This window comes from Kineosporia sp. NBRC 101677 (assembly GCF_030269265.1).
GTDB classification, from domain to species: Bacteria; Actinomycetota; Actinomycetes; order Actinomycetales; family Kineosporiaceae; genus Kineosporia; species Kineosporia rhizophila.
Genome location: NZ_BSTA01000001.1, coordinates 410,520 through 436,452, shown reverse-complemented (window position 1 = coordinate 436,452; position 25,933 = coordinate 410,520). Strand labels below are relative to the sequence as shown.

Sequence of the window (25,933 nt, the reverse complement as noted above, 5' to 3'; positions counted from 1 at the left end):
AGGCCGGTCAGCGCGGGAGCAGCGCCTCGGCGCGCGACATGTCTTCGGCGAAGGTGACCTTCAGGTTCTCCTGGCTGCCGGGTACGGCAACCACCTGCACGCCGGGCCGGCCCTCCAGGGCGGCCGACGTGTCGGTGCCCTCGGTGCCGTCGCGCAGCGCCTGGGCGTAGGCCTCGAGCAGCGGGGTGGCCCGGAAGGCCTGCGGCGTCTGCACCCGGTGCAGCGTCTCGCCCTGGGCCGGCGGGCTGAGCCGGCCCGCCTCGTCGACCGCCCAGGCCTCGGCCTCGGGCAGGGTGGGAACCGCGCCCCCGTTGGCCGCGGCGGCCTGGATGACGGTGCGCAGGAGCTCGGGCCCGGCCAGCGGGCGAGCGCCGTCGTGGATGGCGACGACCTGCAGGGAGCCCGCGCAGATCGGCCAGGACAGGTGGTCGAGCGCGTTCTGCTCGGAGGCGTGCCGGGTGACGCCGCCGTGGATGATCTCGACCGGCAGACGGATGCCGGCGGCGGCCACCGCCTCGCGGGCCAGCGCCTCGTCCTGCGGGCGGATCACCAGGACCACGCGGCCCACCTCGGGTACCGCGTCGGCCCAGGACAGGGCCCAGGACACCACCGGGCGGCCGCCGAGCGGCAGGTAGACCTTGTTCTGGCCGGCACCCACCCGGGTACCGCTGCCACCGGCCAGCACCACGAACGCCGCGGCGCCGGGAGGGCACACGGGCCCGGTGGGAAGGGCGGTTACCGGCTCGGTCACGGTTCTCGATTCTAGATGGTCCACACTTGCGCCCGTGAGTGAACCTTCAGCCAACGACCGGTTCGGCCCCGCGGGGACCGGGCCGAACACCCCGGCCGGCGGTCTGCCGCGCACCGGGCTGGGCGTCGACGTGCACGGTTACGCATCCCCGGACTCGGACCGGGTGCTCTGGCTGGCCGGTCTGGAATGGCCGGGGGAGCGGGCCCTGGACGGGCACTCGGACGCCGACGTAGCGGCCCACGCGGTCTGCGACGCGCTGCTGTCCGCGGCCGGGCTGGGCGACCTGGGCTCGCAGTTCGGCACCGCGCAGCCGGAGTGGGCCGGGGCGGCCGGGACCACGCTGCTGGCCGAGACGGCCCGGCGGCTGGGGGAGGCGGGCTGGCTGATCGGCAACGTGGCGGTGCAGGTGGTCGGCAACCGGCCCAAGCTCGGCCCGCGCCGCGACGAGGCCCAGGCGGTGCTGTCCGCGGCCTGCGGGGCGCCGGTGACGGTCTCGGCCACCACCACCGACGGACTCGGCCTGACCGGCCGGGGTGAGGGCGTGGCGGCGATCGCCACCGCCCTGGTGGTCCCGCTCGTCAGCCGGGGCTGAGCAGGCCGGGTAGCCTTGACCGGTGAACCTCAGACTGTTCGACTCGGCTACCCGGCAGGTACGGGACTTCGTCCCGATCGTCCCCGGCAAGGCGGGTATCTACGTCTGTGGTCCCACCCCGCAGAGTTCGCCCCACCTCGGGCACGTCCGGGCCCAGGTCAACTTCGACGTGCTGCGGCGCTGGCTGGAGTTCCAGGGGCTCGAGGTCACCTACGTCCGCAACGTCACCGACATCGAGGACAAGATCCTGGCCAAGGCCGCCGAGGCCGGCCGGGAGTGGTGGGCGCACGCGTTCCTGTACGAGCAGGAGTTCACCGCCGCCTACGACTCGCTGAACATCCTGCGGCCGACGGTCGAGCCGCGGGCCACCGGTCACGTCATCGAGATGGTCGAGCTGATCCAGCGGCTGATCGAGGCCGGGCACGCCTACCCGGCGGCCGACGGCTCGGGCGACGTCTACTTCGACGTGCGCTCGTTCCCCGAGTACGGCGCGCTCACCCGGCAGAAGGTCGACGACATGGAGGCGGCGGCCGACGCCGACCCCAACGCCCGCAAGCGCGACCCGCGGGACTTCGCCCTGTGGAAGAGCGCCAAGCCCTCCGAGCCGGCCACCGCGTCCTGGCCCACGCCCTGGGGCCGGGGCCGGCCGGGCTGGCACCTGGAGTGCTCGGCGATGGCCACCCGCTACCTGGGGGCCGAGTTCGACATCCACGGCGGCGGGCTGGACCTGCGCTTCCCGCACCACGAGAACGAGCTGGCCCAGTCCCGCGCGGCCGGTGACCCGTTCGCCCGGTTCTGGCTGCACAACGCCTGGGTCACCATGGCCGGCGAGAAGATGAGCAAGTCGCTGGGCAACACCATGACCATCGCGGCGCTCACCGAGCAGGTCCGCCCGGTGGTGCTGCGCTACGTCCTGGCCACCCCGCACTACCGCTCGAACATCGAGATCAGCCCGGAGTCGCTGGCCGACGCCACCGCGGCCTACGAGCGGATCGAGAACTTCGTGCAGCGGGCGACGGAGAAGCTCGGACCTGACTTCCCGGTCGGGTTGCAGGTGCCGGCGGCCTTCACCGCGGCGATGGACGACGACCTGGGCGTGCCCGCGGCCGTGGCGGTCCTGCACGACACCGTGCGGGAGGGCAACAAGGCCCTGGCCGACGGCGACGCCGAGCGCCTGAAGCAGCTCGGGGCCGAGGTCCTGGGGATGACCGATGTGCTCGGCCTGAACCCGCTGGACGAGCGCTGGAAGAGCGCGGGCACCGCCGGCAGCCAGGAGTCGAAGGCGCTGGACGTGCTGGTGCGGGCCGAGCTGGACGCCCGCGCGACCGCGCGCAAAGAAAGAGATTTCACCACTGCGGATGCCATTCGCGACCGGCTGAGTGCAGCCGGGGTGGTCGTCGAGGACACGCCGCAAGGCGCCCGCTGGAGTCTGGAGGCCGGCAGTGCCGGGTAATTCGTCGCGCAGGGGGGCCACTCGCAGGCCCGGATCGAAGAAGGGCGCGACCGTCGGATCCGGCGGGCAGTCCCGTAAGCGCCTGGAGGGCAAGGGCCCCACGCCCAAGGCGACCGATCGCGAGCACCACCCGGCCGCCCGCCGGGCCCGGGCCGCAGAGAAGAACAGCGGTACCGGTAGCAGCCGCCCCTCCACCGGGGGCGGTAACCGGTCGCCGCAGAAGCGTTCCTCGGCGAACACCGCCGAGATGGTGGCCGGGCGCAACCCGGTGGTCGAGGCGCTGCGTGCCGGGGTGCCGGCCAAGGCGCTCTACGTGGCGGCCCGGATCGACAGCGACGAACGGGTCCGGGAGGCGCTGAAAACCGCCACCGAGGCCGGTCTTCCGCTGCTCGAGGCCTCCCGCACCGACCTCGACCGGCTCACCAACGGCGCCGTCCACCAGGGCATCGCGCTGCAGGTCCCGCCGTACGAGTACGCCCACCCGGACGACCTGCTCGAGCTCGCGGCCGACAGCGGAAGGCCGCCTCTGCTGGTGGTTCTCGACGGGGTCACCGATCCGCGCAACCTCGGCGCCGTGGTGCGCTCGGTGGCCGCCTTCGGTGGTCACGGGGTGATCGTGCCCGAGCGCCGGGCGGCCGGGATGACGGCCACCGCGTGGAAGACGTCGGCCGGGGCCGCGGCCCGGATCCCGGTGGCCCGGGTGTCGAACGTGAACCGGGCGATCGAGTCGCTCAAGAGCGCAGGCTGTTTCGTGGTCGGCCTCGACGCCGGCGGCGACGTGCAGTTGCCCGGGCTCGAACTGGCCACCGGCCCACTGGTTCTGGTGGCCGGGGCCGAGGGCAAGGGGCTTTCCCGGCTGGTGCGGGAGAACTGCGACGCGATCGCCTCGATCCCGATGATCGGCGGCACCGAGTCGCTCAACGCCAGTGTGGCGATGGGCGTTTCGCTGTACGAGGTTTCCCGACTGCGAGCCGAGTAGACCACAAACTGAAAACTGGGGACGTCGGTGCTCACCGACGTCCCCAGTTTCAGTTCGTGGTTCTAGGGGAGGGGATCGACCACGACCGGCATCTCCTGGGTGTCCACCCCGAGCACCGCCTGCTCGTCCGGCCGGTGCACCAGCACGTTACGGATGTAGCTGGCGACCGCCTCGTCGAGACCCGCGTCCCGCCCGCTGTTCTCGGACAGGTACCAGCCGTGCTCCAGCACCTCGTGGAAGATCTCGGCCGGGGCCAGTTTTCCGCGCATCTCGAGCGGCACCGCGCGCACCACCGGCTCGAACCGGCGGGCCAGCCACTCGTGCGAGATCACGTCCTCGTCCACGCCCTGCCGGTCGGTGGCGGCGCGATAGGTGTCCAGGTCGTTCAGCAGCCGCCGGGCCTGGTTCTCCTCCACGTCCAGCCCGGTCAGGCGCAGCAGCCGGCGCCGGTGGTGACCGGCGTCGACCACCTTGGGCTGGATCTCCAGCGAGGTGCCGGTGACGTCGGTGTTGATGTTCAGCTCGCCGACGTCGAAGCCCAGGTCGTTCAGCCGCCGGATCCGGGCGTCCACCCGCCAGCGGTCGCCGCGGCCGAACGCCTCCTTGGCGGTCAGCTCGGCCCACAGCGTGCGGTAGCGCTCGATGAACGCGTCCGAGGTCTTCACCGGGTCCAGGGCCGCGTCGAGGAAGCCGCCGGCCTCCAGGTCCATCAGCTCACCGGCGATGTTGGTGCGGGCCAGGTCGAGGTCGTGCTCGCGCTGACCGCGCGAGAGGCTGTCGTAGAGGTCACCGGTCTCGGCGTCGACCAGGTAGGCGGCGAACGCGCCCGCGTCCCGCCGGAACAGGGTGTTCGACAGCGAGACGTCGCCCCAGAAGAAGCCGCTCAGGTGCAGACGCACCATCAGCACGGCCAGGGCGTCGATCAGCCGCATGGCCGGCTCGGGACCCATGCTCTGCGAGAACACCGCGCGGTAGGGCAGCGAGAACTGCAGGTGCCGGGTGAGCAGCACCGGGTCGAGGTCCTCGCCGTGCTCGTCGGTGCGCCCGGTGATGATGCCCAGCGGCTCGACCGCGGGCAGACCCAGGCGGCGCAGCAGGCGCAGCAGCCCGTACTCGCGCCGGGCGAACTCCTCGGTGATCTCCTTGGCGGCGATCACGTTGCCGGAGAGCTGGACGAAACGGACGATGTGCCGCGAGATACCTCGCGGCAGGGTGGCCAGCCGGTTGGCCGGCCAGTTCTCCAGCGGGACGTCCCACGGCAGGTCCAGCAGGGCCGGATCCGGTGCCGCGGAAGTGATCTGGAGTGTTCTGGTGGCAGTCATCTGAAGGGGGACCCCCGCCCGCAGGCGTCGGGGCGCCGCACCGGCCAGGTACGACGCCCCAACTATGAGCAGTGCCCGAGATCAGGCCTCGATGCGAGCGCCCGACTCGGTGTTGAACAGGTGCGTGTGGCCTTCCTTGGCCTTGAGGTGGACCGTCTGGCCCTTCTCCGGGGGACGCCGCCCGTCGACCCGGGCGATCACCGGAAGGTCGGTGCCCTCGCTCTTCAGCGTGCCGTGCAGGTACGCGTCGGCGCCGAGGACCTCGACCAGCTCGACCTGGACCGGCAGACCGTGGTCGGCCAGGGACAGGTCCTCCGGGCGGACGCCCAGCGTGACCCGGCCACCGGTGCCGCTCAGCGTCGACTCGGCGATCCGGTAGACCTCGTCGCCGAACTGCACGCCGCCGTTGGTCACCGGCAGGTTGAGCAGGTTCATCGCGGGCGAGCCGATGAAGCCGGCCACGAACGCGTTGTTCGGGTGATCGTACAGCTCACGGGGCGAGCCGACCTGCTGCAGGAGACCGTCCTTCAGCACCGCGACCCGGTCACCCATGGTCATCGCCTCGGTCTGGTCGTGGGTGACGTAGACCGTGGTGACGCCCAGACGCCGCTGCAGCGACGCGATCTGGGTACGGGTCTGGACCCGCAGCTTGGCGTCCAGGTTGGACAGCGGCTCGTCCATCAGGAACACCTGGGGCTGGCGGACGATCGCCCGGCCCATCGCGACGCGCTGACGCTGACCACCGGAGAGGGCCTTCGGCTTCCGATCGAGGTACTCGGTCAGGTCGAGGATCTTGGCCGCCTCGGCCACGCGCTGCTGGATCTCGGACTTGGCGACGCCGGCGATCTTGAGCGCGAAGCCCATGTTCTCGCCGACCGTCATGTGCGGGTAGAGCGCGTAGCTCTGGAACACCATCGCGATGTCGCGGTCCTTCGGCGGCATCTGGGTGACGTCCCGGTCGCCGATCAGGATGCGTCCCTCGTTGACGTCCTCCAGGCCGGCCAGCATGCGCAGCGAGGTGGACTTGCCGCAGCCCGAGGGCCCGACCAGCACGAGGAACTCGCCGTCCTCGATGTGGAGGTCGAGCTTGTCCACGGACGGCTTGGTGGCACCCGGGTAGACGCGGGTTGCCTGATCAAATGTGACGGTGGCCACTTTGCCACTTCCCTTCACCGGCAGGAACGTGCCGGACGATCCGAGTGGAGGGTCGACCCGAGGCCGCAGGCGCCGGGTCTTGCCGATTGTCGCCGGACCCGCATCAGGCCCGGATGGAACGTATGACCAGGCGCCGCGGGGGCGTCTTCGGCCACGGAGTACATCTAAGACCGCGGACCGCCCCGGCGCATAGGGGTAGTAGGTGTCATCTGCATCCCACTCGATCGGCGAGGCGCCGCGCGTGACGGAGATGACACAGTAGGTCGCGGCAAGCCTGGCCGTGAGGTGCGGAACCCGCCTTTCGCCCAGAATGTCCCTTTGGAATCCGAAGCGGACCAGCATGGAGACCGGCCGATGGCGACAGCCCCCCGCGCCCGACTCGCCGACATCGCCGCCCAGGCGGGAGTGAGCGAGGCCACGGTGAGTCGTGTCCTGAACGACCGCGCCGGGGTGGCCGAGGGCACCCGCGAGGCGGTGCTCACTGCCCTGGACGTGCTCGGCTACGAACGGCCGGTGCGGCTGCGGCAGCACTCGGCCGGCCTGATCGGGCTGATCGTGCCCGAGCTGGACAACCCGATCTTCCCGGCCTTCGCCCAGGTGATCGAGTCGGCCCTGGCGCACCACGGCTACACCCCGGTGCTGTGCACGCAGACTCCCGGCGGGGTGCGCGAGGACGAGTACACGCAGATGCTCACCGAGCGCGGGGTGGCCGGGATCGTCTTCGTCTCCGGCCTGCACGCCGACACCTCCGCCGATCCCGGGCGCTACGTCGCCCTGCGCCGGCGGGGCCTTCCGATCGTGCTGGTCAACGGCTTCGTCGAGGGCCTGGACGCGCCGTTCGTCAGCAACGACGACGTCACCTCGATGGACCTGGCGGTGAATCACCTGGTGGCGCAGGGGCACCGGCGGATCGGGCTGGCCCTCGGCCCGCGCCAGTTCGTGCCGGTGATCCGCAAGATCGACGGTTTCCGGCAGGCCATGCTCCGGCACCTGGGGCAGACCGACGTGGACGAGCTGATCGAGTGCTCGCTGTTCAGCGTCGAGGGTGGGGCGGCGGCCGCTCACCGGCTGATCGACGCGGGGTGCACCGGGGTGGTGTGCGGCAGCGACCTGATGGCGCTCGGGGCGATCCGGGCGGTGCGCGACCGGGGTCTGGACGTGCCCGCCGACGTGTCGGTGATCGGGTACGACGACTCCCCGCTGATCGCCTTCACCGATCCGCCGCTGACCACCGTGCGGCAGTCGGTGCAGGCGATGGGGGCCGCAGCGGTGCGGGCCCTGCTCGACGACATCCACGGCAATGCGCGGGCCGGCGCGCGGGGCGGTCACCGCGCGTTCGCTCCCCGCACCGAGTACCTGTTCCGGCCTGAGCTGGTGGTGCGCGGTTCGACCGGTTCTGTCCCGGCTGAAGCTCCGCCATCGGAGTGAGGGTGTGATCCCGGACACGTCCGGGGGTTCCCCTTCGGGCAGTGCTCACCTACCCTGAGTGAGCGGGCAGCGTCGGCCCCCGGCGGTCCGGAGCGTGCTTGACGTCCGTGTCTCGCGCCCGGGTGACAGCCCGTCCTCGGGAGGTTCTGCGCATGCGGATCAGTGATCTTCTCCGGCACAAGGGCGCCCTGGTCGTCACCATCGCCCCCGACCGGCCCGTCACCGAACTACTCGACTCGCTGGCCACCAACGGGGTGGGCGCCCTGGTGGTGTCCGCCGACGGCGAGAGCATCGACGGCATCGTCAGTGAGCGGGACGTGGTGCGCAGACTCCAGCGCTTCGGCCCGGACCTGCTCGGCGAGCCGGTCAGCGAGATCATGAGCAAGCACGTGCGCACCTGCCCGCCGGAGACCGATCTGGACGAGCTGATGCGGATGATGACCAAGGGCCGCTTCCGGCACGTGCCGGTGGTCGAGGGCGACCGGCTGGTCGGCATCGTCAGCATCGGGGACGTGGTCAAGCACCGGATCGACGAGCTCGAGGGCGAGCGCGACCAGCTCCAGGCCTACATCACGAGCTGATCTCATCCCGGGCGCAGCTGTTTCCCAGCTCCGTGCAACGGCTACGCCTTGTCGTGCGTTTGGCCTACCGTGGTCACTATGCCGCGCGATGCAACCGCCCGCCCAGCCGGCGAGACCGGGCGGATAGGTCAGTACCGCCTGGTCCAGCGCCTGGGCGAAGGCGGGATGGGCGTCGTCCATCTCGGACTGGACCCGAACGGGAAGGCTGTCGCCGTCAAGGTGCTGCGCCCGCACGTGGCGGGCGACCCCGACGCCCGGCGCCGCCTGGCCCGTGAGGTCGCCACGCTCCGGCGGGTCCGGCACCCCCGGGTGGCCGGCGTGCTGGACGCCGACGTCGAGAGTGACGTGCCCTACATCGTCACCAGCTTCGTGCCGGGCAAGACGCTCGAGAAGCACGTGCGCGACCACGGGCCGCTGCCCCGCGGCCACGTGGCCCGGATCGGCAAGGTGATGGCCGACGCGCTGCGCACCGTGCACAGCGCCGGGGTGGTCCACCGCGACGTCAAGCCGGCCAACGTGATGCTGCTCGACGGCGAGCCGGTGCTGATCGACTTCGGTATCGCGCACGCCGCCGACGAGTCCCGGATCACCCACACCGGCCTGGTGATGGGCACCCCGGGCTACCTCTCGCCGGAGATCATCGGCGGCGACCCGGTCAGCTCGGCCACCGACTGGTGGGGCTGGGGCGCCACCCTGGCCTACGCCGCCACCGGCCGCCCGCCGTTCGGCACCGGCCCGATCGAGGTCGTCCTCGACCGGGTGCGCCGCGGCGCCACCGACCTGGACGGGGTGGACGAGGGGCTGCGCTCCACGCTCACCGCCGCGCTCTCGGTCGACCCCCGGGTGCGCCCGCACCCCGAAGAGCTGATCGCCGGCCTGGCCGCCCCGGCCCCGGCGCGGCCCACCACGGGCCCGCAGCCGCAGATCCCGGCCTGGGGCACCGGCGGTGCCTACGTGAGCCCCGACGAGGAGACGATCCGCACGCCCGGGCCCGGCGAGGAGATCCGCAAGCAGGTCAAGCCGACCGACTCCACCGAGATCCGGCTGCCCAGCCCGGACGAGGTGGCCACCATGCGCACCCCGCCGCCGAGCTTCGCCGATGCCAAGACGTCGGTGATCCCGCCGGAGTCGATGGGCGGCTCGAACGCGCCCACGCACGTCATCCCGCCGCCCTCGGGCCGGGCCAACGCGCCCACGTCGGTGATCCCGCCCGCCAACGGCGGCAACAACGACCCCACGTCGGTGATCCCGCCGTACAACCCGGCCGGCAACAACGCGGCCACGTCGGTCATCCCGCCGGCCAACGGCTCCGGGCCGAAGGCCACCCGGCGCTTCGACCCGCCTGGCAAGAACGGCCAGAACGGCCAGAACCAGCAGCAGTACCAGCCCCCCGGGCACGGTTACCAGCACCAGCCCGGTCAGCCGGGTCCCGCCAACGGTTTCGAGGCCCGGCCGGGCCAGCAGCCGGCCCGCTCCGACGACTTCCGCCGGGGCTCGGCACCGGTGCTGGCCAAGGGCCGCCCGATCGGTGACGATCCGGACCGCCCGCAGTCGCACTACGACGAGAACGAGCACCGCGAGAACGTTCTCGAGCGCCTGCCGCTGGGCTCGATGCCGCTGTTCCTGTTCGGCCTGCTGCTCGCGCTGGCCGGGATGGCGGCGGTCGCGCCCTACGGTGCGGTGCTGGTGGTGGGGGTCGGCATGGTCGCCGCCCGCGTGGTCGACCGCACGAACACCGCCCTGATGCAGCGGCGCGACGTGCACGGCCCCCGGCCCAGCGACGGCATGGTCACCGTGTTGTCCCTGCCCTGGCGCATTCTCGGCGCGGTCATGTCCACGGTGTTCGCGCTGCTGCTGCCGCTGCTGATCGGTGTCAGCGTGGCCTTCATCGCAGCCGCGGCGCAGACCGGGGGCGCGCCCTCGGCGGCCAACCCGGGCCGGCCGATCCCGCTGGCCCTGGGCATGCTGGCGCTGGTGCTCACCGCCTGGTGGGGGCCCGGCGGCGGCCCGGTGCGGCGGGGCACCGAGAAGGTGGTCTCGTCGATCACCAGCGGCCCGCAGATCCGGATCCTCGGCTGGGCCGTGCTGGTCCTGCTCCTGCTGTCCTGCGTCATGATCCTGCGCGACCCCGGCTACGACCCCGACTGGGGCCCGCTCGAGGGCAGCACGATCGTCCAGCAGCTCACCGGCTAGAGCCTGAACCGGAAAAGCCCACCAGAAACGTCCTCTGGTGGGCTTTTTCGTTGTTCGCGAAGCGTCAGGCGGGCTGCAGCTCGTACTTCGGGCTGGGCCGGCCGAACAGGTAGCCCTGGGCGTGCTGCACCCCGATCCCGGCCAGCAGCGCGCTCTGCTGCTCGGTCTCCACCCCCTCGACGATCACGTCGATGCCCAGGCCGTTGCCCAGGCCGATCAGGGCCTCGACGATCCGGTCGCACTGCGGGTCCTCGCCCAGCCCGGAGGTGAAGCTGCGGTCCACCTTGATCCCGGAGACCGGAAGGTCACGCAGGTAGGACAGGGCCGAGAAGCCGGTGCCGAAGTCGTCCACCACGATCCGCACGCCCAGGGCGTGCAGCCGCTCGATCTCCTGCCGGGCGGCCGGGGCGGCGCTCAGCATCACCGACTCGGTCAGCTCGAGCACGAGTTTCCCCGGCGGCAGCCCGGACTCCCGCAGGATCTGCTCCACCTGGTCGGACAGGCCGGGCCGGATCATCTGGTTCGGCGAGACGTTCACCGCCACGTAGCCCGGGTCCGGGCTGGAGGCGGCGGCCCGGACCGCGGCGCGCAGCACCCAGGCGCCCAGGTCGACGATCAGCCCGGACTCCTCGGCCACCGGCAGGAAGGTGATCGGCGGCATCAGCCCACGGGCCGGGTGCCGCCAGCGCACCAGGGCCTCCCGGCCGATCACCCGCCGCCCGCTGAGCCCGACGATCGGCTGGAAGTGCAGCTCCAGCTCGTCGTCGACGATCGCCGCCCGCAGCTCGTGCTCCAGGTCCAGCCGCTCGGCGGCGGCCCGCCGTTGCGAGGTGTCCACCGTGTCCCAGCGGTCGCGGCCCCGGCTCTTCGCCTGGTACGTGGCCATTTCCGCATCCCGCAGCAGCAGCAGCGGATCGCCGGCCGGATCACCGGACAGGGCGATCCCGACGCTGACCGTGGGCCGCAGCGTGCGGCCGCCCAGGATGAGCGGTTCGTTGACTGCGGCCCGCACCCGGTCGGCGACCGCCCCGGCCTCCTCCTCGTCGGTGACGTCGTCGCAGACCACCACGAACTCGTCGCCGCCGAGCCGGCCGGCGGTGTCCCCGGCCCGCAGCGCCCCAGCCACCCGGCGGCCGATCTCGGCCAGCACCTCGTCACCGTCCTCGTAGCCCGCGTTGTCGTTGACCACCCGGAAATGGTCCACGTCGCACTGCAGTACGGCGACCCGCAGGCCGCTGCGCCGGGTGCGGTCCAGGGCCTTCTGGATCCGGTCGAGCACCAGCGGGCGGCTGGGCAGGCCGGTGAGCCGGTCGTGCAGCGTCATGTGGGTCATCAGGCCCTGCGCCTGGTACAGGTCGCTGCGGTCCTCCACCTGCACCACCAGTTGCACCGGGTGCGAGGCGGAGTCGCGGATCGGGGTGACCACCAGCGTGCCCCACAGGTGCATGCCGCCGTGCCCGACGAAACGCCGCTCCAGGCGCAGGGTGTCGGCGTCCCCGCTGACCAGGCCGGCCAGCCGGGCGCGCAGCACGTCCACGTCCTTGGGGTGCACCACGTCGCTCAGCGTGCGGGCCTGCAGTTCGTCGGCGCGGAAGCCGAGCATCCGGCACAGCGTGCGGTTGACCCGCAGGAAGCGCCCGTTCAGCGCGGTCACCGCGATCCCGATCGGGCTGTGCTGCATGGTCCGGCGGAAGATGTCCTCGCCCCCGGCCGGGTGCGGCGGGGTGTCGGGGGCGGGGGCCGGGTCCTCGGCCGGGCTGATCGAGGTGGCCACCGCCCGGGCCAGGCCGTCGTCGCCGAGCAGCGGGATCGAGGTGACCTGGAGCAGCCGGGACTGGCCGTCGACGAGCACCGGATCGGTGAAACCGCTCTGCATCTGGCCGGTCCGCAGGGCCGCCGCGCTGATCCGGTCCACCCCTGCGACCAGGGCCGGGCGGGCCCGGGAGAGGTCGATCGGGCCGGTCTCGCCGGCCCGCCGGGGCACCGGCACGTTCGGCCGGGACAGCTCGGGCGTCGGCAGGGGCAGCCCGAGCAGGTGCCCGGCCCGGGGGTTGGCCAGCAGCACGGTGCCGTCGGCGTCCTGCAGCAGGACGCCGTCCGGAAGGGCACTGAGCAGGACGCGGTGCCGGGCCTGCGACTCGGCGACCGACACCCCGGCCCGGTCGTGCCGGACGCGCCGGGCCCGGCGTACTTCTCCTCGCGGCATGACTCTCCTCATCGTGTCCCGCGCGCTCGCCAACGAGACACGGCATTCATCACCCGCAGTGTATGAACCCCTACCCCCTGTCCCGGTGCCGACACGGGCAGGATGCCGCCGGAGATGACACTTTTCGATGTCTGTCTCGTCCGGCTTTCACCCGGGCATCGACAGGTGTCCCCAAAAGTCGCGTGCGGCGCGTGCTTCCGTCTGGCGGTGGTTGCTCCGGCGGGCGCCGGTAGGGGGCTCTTGTCCGGGTTCCCTGATCGTCTCCAGGACTGGACCTAGGGGCAGGTTCAGGGAGTTCCCCGATCCGGGCCGGTGTGGGGCTGCTCATACTCGGGAGTCGTCGGGGCCAGGGGGACGGTCGGGTGCAGCACCGGCCCGATGTCACACCTGCCGAGCAGGGGAACTCGGAGGGGTCATGAAGAGCATTGCCACGTTCGTCGTCAGACACCGCTGGTGGGTGGTCGGCTTCTGGTCGGCCGCCCTCCTCGCCGGGGTGTTCGCCTCCTCGGCCGTTCCGGACCGGCTGAGTTACGACTTCTCCCTGCCCGGGCAGGAGGGGTGGGAAACCTCTCTGGAGCTCAAAGAGGCGTACGGCATGACCGGCGACATGACCGACGTGCCGGTCTACACCGCGCCGGAGGGGGAGAGCATCGCCGAGCATCGCGACGAGGTGGCGGCGATCGATGCTGCCCTCGCGCAGCTGCCGGGCGCCGAAATCGTGGGCTACGGCGGGACCGGGGACGAGCGCTTCCTCACCGACGACGGCCGCAGCACCTTCAGCCTGCTGCTGCGACCCTCGGCCGAGGGCTTCGAGGACCCGGTGGCCGAGCAGCTGGAGCAGACGCTGCGGCAGGCCGGTCAGGAGTCCGGCCTGCAGGTCGGGCTCACCGGGTACGGCCAGCTGGCGCTGGACTCGGCCGAGGACACCGAGGGCCCGAGCGTCCTGGCCGAGACCCTGATCGGCGGGTTCGGCGCGCTGATCGTGCTGCTGTTCGTCTTCGCCTCGTTCCTGGCGCTGGTGCCGCTGCTGGTCGCCGCGGTGGCGATCCTGTCCACCTTCCTGGTGGTGCTCGGGCTGACCGAGGTCACCGACGTGTCGTTCGTGGTCCAGTTCCTGGTCGCGCTGATCGGCCTGGGCGTGGCGATCGACTACTCGCTGCTGGTGGTCTCGCGCTGGCGGGAGGAACGGGCCCACGGCTCGGACAACGAGGAGGCGGTGATCACCGCCGTCCGTACTGCCGGGCACGCCGTCCTGGCCTCCGGGGTCACCGTCGCGATCAGCCTGATCGCGCTGGTCGTGGTGCCGGTCCCGCTGCTGCGCAGCATGGGCTTCGGCGGCATGCTGATCCCGTTGATGAGCACCCTGGTGGTCCTCACCCTGCTGCCGGCCCTGCTCAGTCTGGTCGGGCCACGGGTGGACTGGCCGCGCATCCGCAAGGAGAACCACGCCTCGGCCGGCTGGTCGGCGTGGGCCCGTGGGGTGGTGCGGCACCGCTGGGTGGCGGCCGGTGTGGGCACCGCCGCGCTCGCATTGGCCATCGTCCCGGTCTTCGGGCTGCAGTTCGGCCTGACCGACTCGGACGCGCTGTCCGACTCCGGGCCGGGTCACGAAAAGCTGGTCACGCTGGAGCAGGGTGGGGTGGGCAGCGGTGTGCTGTCCCCGATCACCGCGGCGGTCGCATCGTCGAACGACGTCCCCGCGATCGTCTCCGCTGCCGAAAAGGTCGACGGGGTAAGGATGGCCGTGCCGCTGGAGCCTTCCCCGGCCGGTCTGACTGCAGTCCTGGTGGTGCCCGACGAGGAGACGGTGGACAACACCTCGGTGGCGATCGCCGACGACGTGCGCGCCGAGCTGGCCGGCCTGCCCGGCTACGAAGGGCTGGCCGGGGCGGGCCCGACCGTACAGGACTACCAGGCCGCCGTTTTCGACCGTTTCCCCTACGTACTGGCCCTGATCGCGCTGATCACCTTCGTGCTGCTGGTGCGCACCTTCCGGTCGGTGCTGCTGCCGCTGAAGGCGGTGCTGCTGAACCTGCTCAGCCTGGCCGCGGTGTTCGGGCTGGCCACCTGGTTCTGGCAGGAGGGCAACGGTTCCGAGGCAATCTTCGGGGTGAGTGCCACCGGGGCGATGGAGTTCTGGCTGCCGGTCCTGATCTTCGCCTTCCTGTTCGGTCTCTCGATGGACTACGAGGTGTTCCTGCTGGCCCGGATGCGCGAGGAGTACGACCGCACCGGCTCCACCGACCGGGCCATCGAGGAGGGCCTGGGCCGCACCGGGCGGCTGATCACCTCGGCCGCGCTGATCCTGTTCTTCTCGTTCGCGGCGCTGGCCGCCACCCCGGACACCCCGATCAAGGTGGTGGCCACCGCGCTCGGGGTGGGCATCCTGCTCGACGCCACGCTGGTGCGCATGCTGCTGGTGCCCGCCCTGGTCTCGCTGTTCGGCAAGTACAACTGGTGGTTGCCGGCCTGGCTGGCCCGGCCGCTGCTGGTCGAGCCGTCACCGTTGCGTCCCGAACCGGTCAGGAGCACACCTGAGGACGAGGGTGAGGGCGAACGCCGTCCGGTGCGGGTCGGGTGACGTTCCCGGCTTCCGGGGCGAAAACCTAGGCCTGGTCGATGCGTTCCAGCCCGGCCTGCCGGGCGGCGTCGATCGCGGCGTTCAGCCCGAAGGCGCTGACCGGCCCGATCGCCCCGGACACGGTGGGCTCGCAGTTGGGCACCGCGGCGGCGTGGTGGGCCAGCAGGCGGGCGGTCAGGTCGTAGGGGTTCGGGCCGGTCAGCGTGACCCGGGAGAGGGTTTCGCCCGAGGCGTCCTGGGCCTCGGCCACCACCATGCTCACCATCGCGCTGCGGCCGGCCGCGTCCGGTCCCTCACCGGCCTCGCGCAGCATCTGCCGGTGCTTCATCTTGGTCAGCGCCCGCCCGATCGAGAGCCGGGACGTGCTGGTGGCCGACTTCGGCAGCAGGGAGCGGCCGTTCGGGTCGGGGCGCAGCCAGCCGATGAAGACGTCCACGTCCTGCAGCCGGGGCTGGAACTGGGCCAGGGTGAAGTGCTCGGGGCCGCCGATGCTGGTGGCCGTCCGCTCCACGCCGTCGATCAGGTACGTGCGCTCGCGCCGGCCCGGCATCTCGGACTCGATCACCCCGCCGCGGCGCACCAGGCCGGGCTCGAACAGGGAGCCGGTGACCGAGTCGAGAACGCCTGCGCTGAACGAGGACTGCCCGAAGTCGCCGACCACGAAGTAGCCGATCTGCACCCGGGTGGCCTGCGGCCCGGCCTCCTGCAGGGCGGCGGCCCCGGCGATACTGCCGGGGCTGAAGCTGAAGCCGACCGAGGGCATCACCACCACCCCGGCCTCGCGGGCCGGACGGCCCCACTTCTGGAGCACGAGCTGGATGAACGGCGGCTCGAGGGCGGTGTCGAGGTAGTGGGCCCGGCGGGTCACGGCGGCCCGCACCACCCCCTCACCGGCCGTCCGGAACGGGGCGATCGCGCTGATCACCACGTCGCCCGGGTGGATCAGCGCGGTCAGCGACCCCGGATCGGCAGCGTCGGCGACCCGGAAGTCCAGGCCGCCCAGCTCGTCGGCCAGCACCGCGAGCTCGTTGCCGTCGCGCCCGGCGAGGATCGGGTCCAGGCCGCGTTCCACCAGCGCCCGGGCAGTCACCCGGCCCAGATACCCGCCGGCGCCGAGGAGAACGGTGCGCGCTGCATTTGTCACAGGGCGAAACTAGACAGCCACGCGGTTTGGACACCAGCCGAAACCGATCGTTCTGCCAGGGTTCGCCCGGCCGGGTGAGGGAACTCATAGCCGCGAAACGGGCTTTCGTGGCAGGTGGGGCAGATCGAACGGTATCTGCGCGAGTTTCGGACAAGCGTCCAAGAATGCCGCAGGAAGAATTTCCGGCCATCCGCAATCCCGACAAGTCGGGCTTCGGTTATGCTCCGGAAAATACCCTGGAAATCCACCCGGAAGACATTGATGTCCGAGCAGCGGCCAAGGTTGTCCGAGCGTCGGCAGAAGATGCTCGTGGCCCTCGGGTTCACGATCAGCGGGAGTGCGCTGCTCAGCCTCGGCATCTCGCTGGCCTTCGGCGGCCTCGACGAAGGCGCCAAGGTGGCCGACGTGATCAGTGCGGTGGTCGCGGCGGTGGGTCTGCCGGTCACCGTGCTGCTGATGATCATCGATCCGATGCCGTCGGTGCGCGTGCCCAGTCCGCGCACCGGTGAGTGGTACCGCCGGGTCGGGGGCTGGCTGACCGCAGTGGAGGTCGTGGTGCTGCCGGCCATCGGGATCGCGGTGCTGCGCCGCCCGGGCATCGACCTGTACGACGCGCTCGGGGTCGTAGTGATCCTGTTGCCGCTGATCCTTTTCTGGCCGGGAGTCGTGCTGCGTTGGCCGAGCCGGGGCGCCGAGTACCTGTTCCGCTGCATCGCCCTGCCGGTGGTGCTGCTCAGCATCACCGCTGCGGCCTGGGACGTGATGCCGTTGCCGGGGCGCGGGCCGGACGGGTGCGGCACGGCGCGGATCGAGGTGGACCAGGCGCTGCTGCCGGCCGTGCAGCAGGTCTTCGCGGCCAACCGCTCCCGGCTGGGCAGTGCCCAGGAGTGCGCCGGGGCGGTGGAGTTCGCGGCCCTCGGCAGCGACCCGCACGCGGCCCTGCGCACGGCTCAGACGCCTGTCGCCGGGGTGATCACGGCCGACCCGGCGGTGCTGCAGGGCCTGTCCGGGGTGTGGGCCGACCTGGCCGTCGGGGTCACGCCACCGGCCGGCTGGCACCTGGTCGGACAGGTGCCAGCCGTGATCTACCTGGACGAGAGCGACTACCGCACCCGCACCGCCGTCCCGTTGGCCGAGCTCGCCGAGCGCCGGATCGACCTGCACGTGCGTGACGTCACCCCGCTCGACCCGGTCGCCTCGGCCGTGCTGCACGCTGCTGCCGATCAGCGCATCGAACGCCGGCGGGTAGACCTCGGCGACGAACAGGCCTGCCTGGGCGTGGTTCTCCCGGCCGGGCTGGACTCGGCGTGCGCAGCTTCCGGCCGCGACGAGCTGGGGCTGGAAGACGCGCAGGGCAACATCATCGGCGCCGAGGTGCTGGCGATCCCGACCAACCCGGAAGGCCGTCGCACCAGCGCGAAGTCGGCCCACGCCTTCCTGTCCTGGCTGCAGCGCACCGAGGCGCGCAACCGGATCGGCCTGGTCGCCTCCACCGCCCAGCCGGCCGATGTGGCGGCACGTGCCGCAGTGCTCGCCCCCGCCGAGAAACCGCTTGAGGTAACCGTTCTGCTCGACATGTCGCAGAGCATGGGAGTGGCCGGCGACGGAGCCACCAGCCCGGGCACAGCGGCCCGGGACGGACTGCTGCAGTGGGCATCGACCAAGCCGCTCGACGCGGAAGACCAGCTCACGGTGATCCTGGCCCGCACCGGCGCCGGCGCCTCGGCCGCCCGCACGGTGAAGACGGCCGGGGCCGGGGTGCCCAGGCTGAGGCTGCCGGACGTACGGCCCGGGGGAGAGACAGGGCTGGCCGAAGTGCTCGGTGAACCTTCCTCAGGGGCGCTGATACTTCTGACCGATGGCCGGAATGCGCTGCAGGAAGCGCCCATTCCGGCCGCGGCCCGCAAGAAGCTCCAAGTGGTGGTGATCGGAGCGGGTTGCGGCGGGCAGCCGGAATGGGCCCGGGAGCGCTGCCGCAGCACCGACGCCAACTCCGAGCACATCGCGGATCAGCTGACCGCCCTGATCGAGGAGGCCTAGACTGGTGACCACGGCGCAGCAACCCGAAGAGGTGGAGACCGGGCGCGGTCACCGGCGGGCCGAACCCCAGGCCAGGCAACCCGAGCCCGCCGAGGACCTCGGCGCTGGTGAGGGGGCGGGGTCTGCTGCTGGTTCGGAGCCTGCTGCTGGGGCCGGGCCTGCTGGAGAACCGGGTCTGGGTGAGGGAGTGGGGCTTGCTGCTGGTTCGGGGCCTGTCGTGGGGGTGGGGCCTGCTGCAGAAACGGGTCTAGATAAGGGAGCGGGGCCTGCTGAAGGGGCGGGGCCTGCTGAAGGGGCGGGGCCTGCTGAAGGGGCGGGGCCTGCTGAAGGGGCGGGGCCTGCTGAAGGGGCGGGGCCTGCTGAAGGGGCGGGGCCTGCTGAAGGGGCGGGGCCTGGGGAGCCGGGGCTGGGGGAGGGAGCGGAACTTGCCGCTGGGGCGGGGCCAGCGGGGGTTGGGCCGGCCGGAGAGTCGGACCTGGGTGAGGGAGCGAGGTGGGTCGAACAGTCGGACCCTGCTGGGCACCCGGAGCATGAGCCGGTCGAGCCCCCCTCCAAACCCCGCCCGAGCCTGGAACCTAAGCAGCCACAACCAGCAGCCCCTGCGCCGGTGAAGCCGCAACCGGCCGAAGCCGAACTGCCGCCACCCAACTCCAGTAGGCCCGACCCCGACCAAGGCCACCTCTCTGGTCAAGATCAGTCGGAGGTGGAGGGCCGGGCTGAGCGGCAGGCAGTGGCTGGGGTTCCGCCGGAGGTAGTGGGTGGGCCTCAGCGGGAGGTGGTGGCTGGGGTTCCGCCCGAGGCGGCGCGCCGGGTTCAGCCGGAGGTGACTGGCGGGGCTCGACCGGAGGAGGCGGGTCGGGTTCAGCCCGACGTGCCGGGTCCAGTTCAACCAGACACACCCGGCCCGGCTCGGCCTGGCTCCCCGGCCCCAGCTCTACATGACCAGCCCGACCAGCCCGGCCCACCCAGCGAGCCCGACCAACCCGACCAGCCCGACCAGCCCGACCAACCCGGCCAACCCGGCCAACCCGGCCAGCCCGGCCAGCCCGGCCAGCCCGCTCCAGCTCAACCCGGCCGACCGTCACAGCTGTCACCCCAGCCGCCGGACACCGCCGTCTCTACCGGCAGCCCCGAGGGCGGCGACCGGCCTGGCCCGGCTCAGCCCGGCCCCGCTGATCGGCCCGGCTCGCTCGATCAGCCCGTTTCGCTCGGTCAGCCCGGCTCGCCCGGTCAGCCCGGCTCGCCCGGTCAGCCCGGCTCGCCCGGTCAGCCCGGCTCGCCCGGTCAGCCCGGCTCGCCCGGTCAGCCCGGCTCGCCCAGCCGGCCCGGTCCCTCTCAGCCACACCAGCCCAGCGAGCCCGCTCCGTCCCAACCCGGCCGACCGTCGCAGCTGCCGTCCCAACTGCCGGACACCGCCGTCTCCACCGGCAGCCCCAAGCGCGGCGACCGGCCTGGCCCAGCTCAGCCCGACCCCGCGGCCCCAGCTCTGCATGACCAGCCCGATCAGCCCGACCCGCCCGATCAGCCCGGCCAACCCAGCCGCCCCGATCCCTCGCAGCCCGACCAGCCCAGTCAGCCCGACCAGCCCGCCCCAGCTCAACCCGGCCGACCGTCACAACTACCGCCCCAGCCGCCGAACACCGCCGTCTCCGCCGGCGGCCCCAAGGGCGGCGACCGACCCGGCCCGCCGCGCCGGGCCCTGCTGCTGGCCGTGTCCGCCGGTGCGGTCGGGGGTGGCCTGGTCGAGTGGGCCCTGCACGACCTCAACCCCACCCGCTGGATCGCTGATCGCCTGGCCTCCAACGACGGCACTGTCCTGGTCCACGGTGGGGACGACAGCAACGAGGCCCGGGACAACACGCTGGCGGTCTGGAGTGCGACTCCGAGGGCCGGCCGGGTGGGCCGGGTCGCTCACTACTTCCCGGTCGGCAGCAGCAGCGACGACCAGGCCGGGATCGTCCGCAACAAGCTCTCGGCCGCCGAGCCGGAGACCGACCTGGTGGTGATCGACCCGGAGCACCTGCCCGGCCTGGTCGAGGACCGGCTGGTCCAGGCCCTGCCGGATGCCCCGGCCCTCACCGACATGCTGCGCGACGAGGGGTGTTTCGCCCCGCTGGTCGCCCGTTGCCGAGTGGGCCAGGGAAGCCGGGCGCCGCTGTACGCCCTGCCGCTCAACGCGGATGCGCCGCTGCTGGTGATCGACCTGACCCTGTTCCCGCCGAAGGAGCGCCGGTCGGTGGTCGACCGGCTGGTCCGCTTGGAGCAGACCGCCCAGGCGGCCGAGTTCTGGCTCACCGCCCAGCGTTTCGCCGACGCCTCGGTCGGCCCGATGGAGACCCGGCGGATCCTCTTGCAGGCCGGTCCTTACGAAGGGCTGACGGTCAGCCTGGTCGAGTTGATCCACGCCTTCGGTGGTGACGTGAGGGCCGACCCCACCCTGGCCACCCCGGCCGGGCGGGCGGCGCTGAACCAGCTCAAGCAGCGGTTCCCGACCGAACAGATGTTCGCCCTGCCGACCGGGAACGACGAGGGGGACGAGAACGGCACCCTGGTGGCCGTGCAGGAGCACCGGGCCGCGTTCGCCCGGCTCTGGCCCTCGCAGTACCGCCAGTTGCTGACCGAGACGGTGGCCGAGGAGAGCGGCGGCCGGGCGTACGCCGCGGTGCGGATTCCCGGGGGAGTGCTCGGCGGGCAGGTGGTGGCGCTGGCCCACAACGCCACTGCGCCCCGGGCGGCCCTCGAGGTGGCCACGTTCCTCGCCCGGGGGCAGGGGCAGTCGCAGCTCTTCCACGTCGGCGGCTACGTGCCCACGCTGGGCCCGGTCTTCTTCGAGAACACCGTCAAGGCTCAGCTCGAGGGCATGCCCGCGGCCCTCGGCACCGCCGTGTCCCGGCCCTCGATCCGCCGGTACGCCCCCTGGAGCAGCGCCTTCCGCGAGCAGGTGCGGCTGTTCCTGCTCGGCCGGCCGATCGACGTGGAGACCGCGATCACCGGTAACCTGAAGACGTTCGTCACGGACTGACCGGCATCGGCAGTTCGTACCGAAGGAGGCCCCGCGGCCCCACCCGGCCCGGCCAGGCCGGTAGAGTCGCCCTGCACCACCGGCACGACCAGTACGAGCAACGCCCGCTTAGCTCAGTTGGCCAGAGCAGCTGTCTTGTAAACAGCAGGTCATCGGTTCGAATCCGATAGCGGGCTCCCAGCCTCACCGCCGCGCTACTCCTGCGGCCGGCGGTCGGCCGCCGCGGTGCGGCGCAGCCAGTACAGGCCCAGCACGGGCAGCACCAGCGGGATGAAGGCGTAGCCCTGGCCGAAGTTCGACCAGACCGTCTCGTCCGGGAAGTCGCCGTCGTCGAGCAGCGTCAGGATCCCGACCGCGAGCACCCCGACCAGCTCGAAGGTGCAGGTGCCCAGGGCCACCCGGCGCCAGGTGGGGCCGGGGCGGGCCAGGGCCAGCGTGGCGATCACGTAGACCACGCCGGAGACCAGCGAGAGCAGGTAGGCCAGCGGCGCCTCGTCGAACTTGGTGGCCAGCTGCACGATCGCCCGCGAGCAGGCGGCCAGGGCGAAGACGGCGTAGACGGCGACCAGCAGACGGCCCGGTCCCGAGGTACGGGTTGACTCATTCACCCGACGGTGCTCCAGATCTGAAACATCCGGGCCGTCATCACGGCCACGGCAAAGCAGACGACGAAGATGACCAGGACGCTGGTGCGCGAGCGGTCGGTCGCCGACCAGAACACCCCGGCCGGCAGGATCAGCAGCTCACTGGCCGCATAGGCGACGAAGGTGGCGGTCTCGTCCGGCCGCTCGCCCCCGGCCACCCGGACGATCGCCACGATCAGCTGGACCAGCAGCAGCACCTCGAGGGCGAGCAGCACCAGCAGCATGGTGTTGCTGGCCCGCCGGGCCCGGGCGAACAGGATCGCGCTCCAGACCGCGGTGACCAGGCCCAGGGCGATCACCAGGCCGGAGAGAATGCTGCTCACGGCAACGAACTCTAGAGGGCCGGTCTCAGCGCCGGCTCATGGCGGGTGCCTACCTCGGCGAGCGCGCCGTGTAAGAGGATGAGGCCATGTCTTATGTGGTCATCAACGTGCTGACCGTGCCGGGTGGGCGCGGCGAGGTCCTCGAGCAGCGGTTCTCCAACCGCGCCGGGATGGTGGAGAACCAGGCCGGCTTCGAGCACTTCGAGCTGCTGCGCCCGGTCGAGGGCACCGACCAGTACCTGGTCTACACCCGCTGGAAGACCCGGGAGGACTTCGACGCCTGGCAGTCCTCGCAGGCGTTCCAGAGCGGCCACCAGGGCGCCTCGCGCCCGACGAACGACGGGCCGGCGGCCACCGGGTCGAGCATCTGGGCCTTCGAGGTGGTGACCGAGGCGTGAACTGCAACCTGTGGACGTTCGTGGCCACGAACGTCCACAGGTTCTGGTTCGTAGTGGTCAGCTCTGGGGGGCGCGACCGGGCGGGAACCCGCCGGTGGCGATCGGCCCCCAGCGCTGCGGGGTGATCCGGATCAGCGACTTGCCCTGCTTGACCATGGCGGCCCGGTACTCGTCCCAGTCCGGGTGCTCGCCGGAGATGCAGCGGAAGTACTCGACCAGCGGCTCCACCGAGTCGGGCAGGTCGATCACCTCGGCCTCGCCGTCGACCTGCACGTAGGCGCCGTTCCAGTCGTCCGACTGGATGCACACCGAGGCGCTGGGGCGGCGCCGCAGGTTGATCGCCTTGGCCCGCTCGGGGTAGGTCGAGATCACGATCCGGCCCGCGCTGTCCACCCCGCAGGTGACCAGTGACAGCTGCGGGCTGCCGTCGGCGCGGGTGGTGACCAGCGTGGCCCGGTGCCGCGGGCGGATGAACTCCAGCAGTTCGTCGAGCTCCACGCGCTTGGCGGTGGCAATCGTGGGCATGCCGTTCCTTCTCGCTCGGATGTCGGATGTCGCGGGGGTGTCGGGCTCCATCATCCCCGGGTCTGTCCTTAACGCCCTTCTGACTCACCCTGAACCGCGGCCCGGACACGATCTACGGCATGTTGTTCCGGAAACGTGCAATGGCCGGTGCGGTAGCGGCTCTGGCGCTGTGCGGGGGCCTGGCCGTCTCCGCCACCGCCGCCGAGCCGCAGGCCGTGACCTACGAGGCGAGCGGGGCCGACATCGCCAACCCCGAGCGGGGCTTCTACAAACACCTCGAAACGCACTACCGGGCCGACGGATCCGGCTTCACCCCGCTCTCGGCCGACGACCTGGCCGAGTACCGCGAGCAGGGCATCACCCAGGTGATGCGGGTGTTCTACCTGGAGAAGTTCGCCGCCACCGAGACTCTCGACGCGAAGTTCCTCGAGCTGGTCGAGGCCGACCTGAACACGGCCCGCCAGCAGGGCATCTCGCTGATCACCCGGTTCGCCTACGTGCAGGGCGGGGCCGGGCCCTACGAGCCGCCCTTCGGCGACGCCCCGCTGAACGTCGTGCTCGCCCACATCGCGCAGCTGAAACCCCTGTTCCACGAACACGCCGACGTGATCGCGGCGGTCCAGCAGGGCTTCGTCGGGCTCTGGGGCGAGGGCTACTACACCGACCACTTCGCCTCCGACCCGAGCCGGCCCTGGCAGCTCACCGAGGCCGACTGGGACAAACGCTCGGCGGTGCTGAAGGCCCTGCTCGACGCGGTGCCGGACGAGCGCATGGTGCAGGTCCGCTACATGAACGCCAAGCAGAAGGCCCTCGGCACCGGCAGCGGCGCCGAGAACGCACTTGCGGCCGAGGAGGCCGGCAGCGGCTCCGACGCCGCCCGGACCGGCCACCACAACGACTGCTTCCTGGCCTCGGAGGACGACTTCGGCACCTTCCTGTCCGACCCGATCACGCTCGACCAGGAGTACCTGGCCGCCGAGACGAAACACGTGCCGATGGGCGGCGAGACGTGTGCGCTGAACGCGCCGCGTTCGGAGTGGGAGAGCGCCTCGGCCGAGATGGAGCGCTACCACTTCAGCTACCTCAACCGCGACTACCAGACCGAGGTGCTCGACTCCTGGGGAGCGGAGGGGCTGGCCGAGACGCAGCGCCGGCTGGGCTACCGGTTCGTGCTCACCGAGAGCACGGTCACGGCCAAGGACGACGGCACCAGCCAGGTCTGGGTGGGGGTGCGTAACGACGGCTGGGCCGCCCCCTACAACCCGCGGCAGGCCCGGCTGGTGCTGGTGGACGGGGATGCCCGGCACACGGTCGAGTTCGAGGCAGATGCCGATGTGAGGACGTGGGCGGCGGGGGAGACGGTCGAGCTGACTGCGTCGGTGGAGGGTTTGCCGGCCGGTTCCTACCGGGCCTATCTCTCGGTCCCGGCGTCCGACGAGACCACGGCAGACGATCCGCGGTATGCGATCCGCACGGCGAACGAGGGCACCTGGAACGCCACGACCGGCCTGAACGACCTGCGGCAGACGATCACCGTGGAGTAGACGCGGTGGGGTAGGCGCGGAGTGGGGTGGGGGAGCGAGGGCGGGGCCGGTGGGGCCCCACCCTCGCGCGGTCAGGAACTCAGGGCGGCGGTCGCGAACTCAGGCCGGCCGGTCATGAGGTCAGGCCGGCAGGTCAGGAGGTCAGGTAGACGGCCGACATGTCCTTGTCGCCGTGCCCGTCCTCCTGTGCCTGGCGGAAGGCTTCGCGGACCACGGTGACGATGCCGGGGTCGGCACCCGCCGCGCGGGCCCCGTCCTCGATCAGCTCGGCGTCCTTCAGGGCACCGCTGAGCGCGAACGACGGCTCGAACGAGCCCGACAGCATGGCCGCACCCTTCAGTTGCACGTAGGGCGCGTCCACCGCGCCGCCCTTCACCGCCTCCAGGAACAGCGCGGGGTCCAGCCCGAACGCCTCGGCGGTGCGCAGCGCCTGGGCCACGCCCACGGTCACGGTCTGGACCCAGCCGTTGGCCACCAGCTTCAGCCGGGTCCCCGCTCCGGCCTCGCCCACCCACAGCGTCTTGGCGCCGATCGCGTCGAGCACCGGCGTCACGGTGGCCCGGGCTGCTTCGGGGCCGGAGGCCAGCACGGTGAGGGTGCCCTGCTCGGCCGGCGCCTTGGTGCCCAGCACCGGGGCGTCGACGTAGACCAGGTCGTGCTCCGCGGCCAGGGCGGCCAGCCGGTCGTTGCCCTCGACGCCGACCGTGCTGGTCTGCAGCCACACCGTGCCGGCAGCGAGGCCCGGAGCGGCCTGGGCGATCGCCTCGGCCACGCTGTCGGCGTCGAACAGCATGGTGACGACGATGCCGGCCCCCTCGACCGCCTCGGCGGCCGTTGCGGCGACGGTGGCCCCGTCCTGTCCCAGCGGCTCGGCCTTGGCGGTGGTGCGGTTCCAGGCCCGCAGCGGCAGGCCGGCCCGGGCGATGTTCCGGCCCATGGCCAGGCCCATGATTCCGGTGCCGAGCAGAGCGACGACGGGATGCTTCTCTTCGGGTTCGGTCACCGGGGAAAGGTACGCCCGGTGCGCCGTTCCGGCCCCCGGCGAACCCTTG

General features: G+C 71.9%; 23 protein-coding genes and 1 tRNA gene. 13 read left to right on the top strand and 11 right to left on the bottom strand.

The genetic code is table 11. The annotated features are described in order from the left end of the window. Positions 1–7: 7 nt before the first annotated feature. Complete coding sequence (locus QSK18_RS02000; protein ID WP_285616407.1) at positions 8–751, bottom strand: IspD/TarI family cytidylyltransferase; 744 nt, start codon at positions 749–751, stop codon at positions 8–10. A gap of 103 nt (positions 752–854) precedes the next feature. Between QSK18_RS02000 and ispF the strand changes: the two genes are divergently transcribed. Genes ispF through rlmB form a run of 3 tightly spaced genes read left to right on the top strand, consistent with a single transcriptional unit; the run spans position 855 to position 3,775 of the window. After that, entirely contained in the window at positions 855–1,343 is a 489-nt protein-coding gene (gene ispF / locus QSK18_RS01995) for a 2-C-methyl-D-erythritol 2,4-cyclodiphosphate synthase (RefSeq protein ID WP_352396452.1), read from the top strand. A gap of 22 nt (positions 1,344–1,365) precedes the next feature. Next, positions 1,366–2,796, top strand: coding sequence for a cysteine--tRNA ligase (gene cysS / locus QSK18_RS01990; RefSeq protein WP_232814390.1), 1,431 nt, complete (start codon positions 1,366–1,368; stop codon positions 2,794–2,796). After that, positions 2,786–3,775: a 23S rRNA (guanosine(2251)-2'-O)-methyltransferase RlmB gene (rlmB, locus tag QSK18_RS01985; RefSeq protein ID WP_232814389.1), complete on the top strand. Its 990-nt coding sequence runs from the start codon at positions 2,786–2,788 to the stop codon at positions 3,773–3,775. The genes cysS and rlmB overlap by 11 nt, the downstream gene beginning before the upstream one ends. Positions 3,776–3,837: 62 nt before the next feature. Here rlmB and QSK18_RS01980 read toward each other — a convergent pair whose 3' ends face one another. Further along, on the bottom strand, positions 3,838–5,097 hold the full coding sequence (locus tag QSK18_RS01980; protein WP_232814388.1) for a DUF4032 domain-containing protein: 1,260 nt from the start codon (positions 5,095–5,097) through the stop codon (positions 3,838–3,840). Between the two features lie 81 nt (positions 5,098–5,178). Then, positions 5,179–6,252, bottom strand: a complete 1,074-nt coding sequence (locus QSK18_RS01975; protein ID WP_232814387.1) for an ABC transporter ATP-binding protein — start codon at positions 6,250–6,252, stop codon at positions 5,179–5,181. 354 nt (positions 6,253–6,606) lie between these two features. Here QSK18_RS01975 and QSK18_RS01970 point away from each other — a divergent pair, with 354 nt between their 5' ends. The 3 genes from QSK18_RS01970 (at position 6,607) to QSK18_RS01960 (ending at position 10,454) form a co-directional block, all read left to right on the top strand. Then, entirely contained in the window at positions 6,607–7,680 is a 1,074-nt protein-coding gene (locus QSK18_RS01970; RefSeq protein ID WP_232814386.1) for a LacI family DNA-binding transcriptional regulator, read from the top strand. Positions 7,681–7,832: 152 nt separating this feature from the next. Then, complete coding sequence (locus QSK18_RS01965) at positions 7,833–8,261, top strand: CBS domain-containing protein (protein WP_232814385.1); 429 nt, start codon at positions 7,833–7,835, stop codon at positions 8,259–8,261. Between the two features lie 78 nt (positions 8,262–8,339). Next, entirely contained in the window at positions 8,340–10,454 is a 2,115-nt protein-coding gene (locus QSK18_RS01960) for a serine/threonine-protein kinase (RefSeq protein ID WP_232814384.1), read from the top strand. A gap of 64 nt (positions 10,455–10,518) precedes the next feature. Here the strand turns inward: QSK18_RS01960 and QSK18_RS01955 are convergent, their stop codons facing one another. Continuing rightward, a complete protein-coding gene (locus tag QSK18_RS01955; RefSeq protein ID WP_232814383.1) occupies positions 10,519–12,660 on the bottom strand; it encodes a sensor domain-containing protein in 2,142 nt (713 codons plus the stop codon). 415 nt (positions 12,661–13,075) lie between these two features. On the opposite strand from QSK18_RS01955, the gene QSK18_RS01950 reads away from it, so the two are divergent. Beyond that, positions 13,076–15,241, top strand: coding sequence for an MMPL family transporter (locus QSK18_RS01950; RefSeq protein ID WP_232814382.1), 2,166 nt, complete (start codon positions 13,076–13,078; stop codon positions 15,239–15,241). 25 nt (positions 15,242–15,266) lie between these two features. Here QSK18_RS01950 and QSK18_RS01945 read toward each other — a convergent pair whose 3' ends face one another. After that, on the bottom strand, positions 15,267–16,385 hold the full coding sequence (locus QSK18_RS01945) for a saccharopine dehydrogenase family protein (RefSeq protein ID WP_232814381.1): 1,119 nt from the start codon (positions 16,383–16,385) through the stop codon (positions 15,267–15,269). Between the two features lie 261 nt (positions 16,386–16,646). Here QSK18_RS01945 and QSK18_RS01940 point away from each other — a divergent pair, with 261 nt between their 5' ends. Both QSK18_RS01940 and QSK18_RS01935 read left to right on the top strand, forming a co-directional pair. Further along, entirely contained in the window at positions 16,647–18,425 is a 1,779-nt protein-coding gene (locus QSK18_RS01940; protein WP_285616405.1) for a hypothetical protein, read from the top strand. A 107-nt stretch (positions 18,426–18,532) separates the two neighbouring features. Continuing rightward, positions 18,533–18,676 (top strand): hypothetical protein, encoded by a 144-nt coding sequence (locus QSK18_RS01935; RefSeq protein ID WP_285616404.1) that lies wholly within the window; start codon positions 18,533–18,535, stop codon positions 18,674–18,676. Positions 18,677–19,359: 683 nt separating this feature from the next. Here QSK18_RS01935 and QSK18_RS01930 read toward each other — a convergent pair. Further along, a complete protein-coding gene (locus QSK18_RS01930) occupies positions 19,360–19,494 on the bottom strand; it encodes a hypothetical protein (protein WP_285616403.1) in 135 nt (44 codons plus the stop codon). 21 nt (positions 19,495–19,515) lie between these two features. After that, positions 19,516–20,025: a hypothetical protein gene (locus QSK18_RS01925; protein WP_285616402.1), complete on the bottom strand. Its 510-nt coding sequence runs from the start codon at positions 20,023–20,025 to the stop codon at positions 19,516–19,518. A gap of 111 nt (positions 20,026–20,136) precedes the next feature. Between QSK18_RS01925 and QSK18_RS01920 the strand changes: the two genes are divergently transcribed. Together QSK18_RS01920 and QSK18_RS01915 are read left to right on the top strand one after the other, a co-directional pair. Next, complete coding sequence (locus QSK18_RS01920) at positions 20,137–21,447, top strand: extracellular solute-binding protein (protein ID WP_232814378.1); 1,311 nt, start codon at positions 20,137–20,139, stop codon at positions 21,445–21,447. A 102-nt stretch (positions 21,448–21,549) separates the two neighbouring features. Continuing rightward, positions 21,550–21,623: transfer RNA gene (locus QSK18_RS01915), tRNA-Thr, on the top strand. Between the two features lie 18 nt (positions 21,624–21,641). Here QSK18_RS01915 and QSK18_RS01910 read toward each other — a convergent pair. Together QSK18_RS01910 and QSK18_RS01905 are read right to left on the bottom strand one after the other, a co-directional pair. Further along, the gene (locus QSK18_RS01910; protein ID WP_232814377.1) at positions 21,642–22,055 is read right to left on the bottom strand and encodes a hypothetical protein; all 414 of its coding nucleotides are present in this window, start codon (positions 22,053–22,055) and stop codon (positions 21,642–21,644) included. Continuing rightward, complete coding sequence (locus QSK18_RS01905) at positions 22,052–22,414, bottom strand: hypothetical protein (RefSeq protein ID WP_232814376.1); 363 nt, start codon at positions 22,412–22,414, stop codon at positions 22,052–22,054. Before QSK18_RS01905 ends, QSK18_RS01910 begins: the two co-directional genes overlap by 4 nt. Before the next feature lie 86 nt (positions 22,415–22,500). Between QSK18_RS01905 and QSK18_RS01900 the strand changes: the two genes are divergently transcribed. Beyond that, positions 22,501–22,812, top strand: a complete 312-nt coding sequence (locus tag QSK18_RS01900; RefSeq protein ID WP_232814375.1) for an antibiotic biosynthesis monooxygenase family protein — start codon at positions 22,501–22,503, stop codon at positions 22,810–22,812. Between the two features lie 57 nt (positions 22,813–22,869). Here the strand turns inward: QSK18_RS01900 and QSK18_RS01895 are convergent, their stop codons facing one another. Further along, positions 22,870–23,337 (bottom strand): PPOX class F420-dependent oxidoreductase, encoded by a 468-nt coding sequence (locus tag QSK18_RS01895; RefSeq protein ID WP_232814374.1) that lies wholly within the window; start codon positions 23,335–23,337, stop codon positions 22,870–22,872. 119 nt (positions 23,338–23,456) lie between these two features. On the opposite strand from QSK18_RS01895, the gene QSK18_RS01890 reads away from it, so the two are divergent. After that, the gene (locus QSK18_RS01890) at positions 23,457–24,881 is read left to right on the top strand and encodes a DUF4832 domain-containing protein (RefSeq protein WP_285616401.1); all 1,425 of its coding nucleotides are present in this window, start codon (positions 23,457–23,459) and stop codon (positions 24,879–24,881) included. A gap of 133 nt (positions 24,882–25,014) precedes the next feature. Here QSK18_RS01890 and QSK18_RS01885 read toward each other — a convergent pair whose 3' ends face one another. Then, a complete protein-coding gene (locus QSK18_RS01885; protein ID WP_232814372.1) occupies positions 25,015–25,884 on the bottom strand; it encodes an NAD(P)-dependent oxidoreductase in 870 nt (289 codons plus the stop codon). Positions 25,885–25,933 lie beyond the last annotated feature (49 nt).

Coding starts and splice junctions, on each gene's coding strand:
- QSK18_RS01960 (WP_232814384.1), top strand. CDS start 8,340: ATGCCGCGCGATGCAACCGCCCGCCCAGCCGGCGAGACCGGGCGGATA.
- QSK18_RS01980 (WP_232814388.1), bottom strand. CDS start 5,097: ATGACTGCCACCAGAACACTCCAGATCACTTCCGCGGCACCGGATCCG.
- QSK18_RS01890 (WP_285616401.1), top strand. CDS start 23,457: ATGTTGTTCCGGAAACGTGCAATGGCCGGTGCGGTAGCGGCTCTGGCG.
- QSK18_RS01895 (WP_232814374.1), bottom strand. CDS start 23,337: ATGCCCACGATTGCCACCGCCAAGCGCGTGGAGCTCGACGAACTGCTG.
- QSK18_RS01955 (WP_232814383.1), bottom strand. CDS start 12,660: ATGCCGCGAGGAGAAGTACGCCGGGCCCGGCGCGTCCGGCACGACCGG.
- QSK18_RS01970 (WP_232814386.1), top strand. CDS start 6,607: ATGGCGACAGCCCCCCGCGCCCGACTCGCCGACATCGCCGCCCAGGCG.
- QSK18_RS01965 (WP_232814385.1), top strand. CDS start 7,833: ATGCGGATCAGTGATCTTCTCCGGCACAAGGGCGCCCTGGTCGTCACC.
- QSK18_RS01950 (WP_232814382.1), top strand. CDS start 13,076: ATGAAGAGCATTGCCACGTTCGTCGTCAGACACCGCTGGTGGGTGGTC.
- QSK18_RS01900 (WP_232814375.1), top strand. CDS start 22,501: ATGTCTTATGTGGTCATCAACGTGCTGACCGTGCCGGGTGGGCGCGGC.
- QSK18_RS01940 (WP_285616405.1), top strand. CDS start 16,647: ATGTCCGAGCAGCGGCCAAGGTTGTCCGAGCGTCGGCAGAAGATGCTC.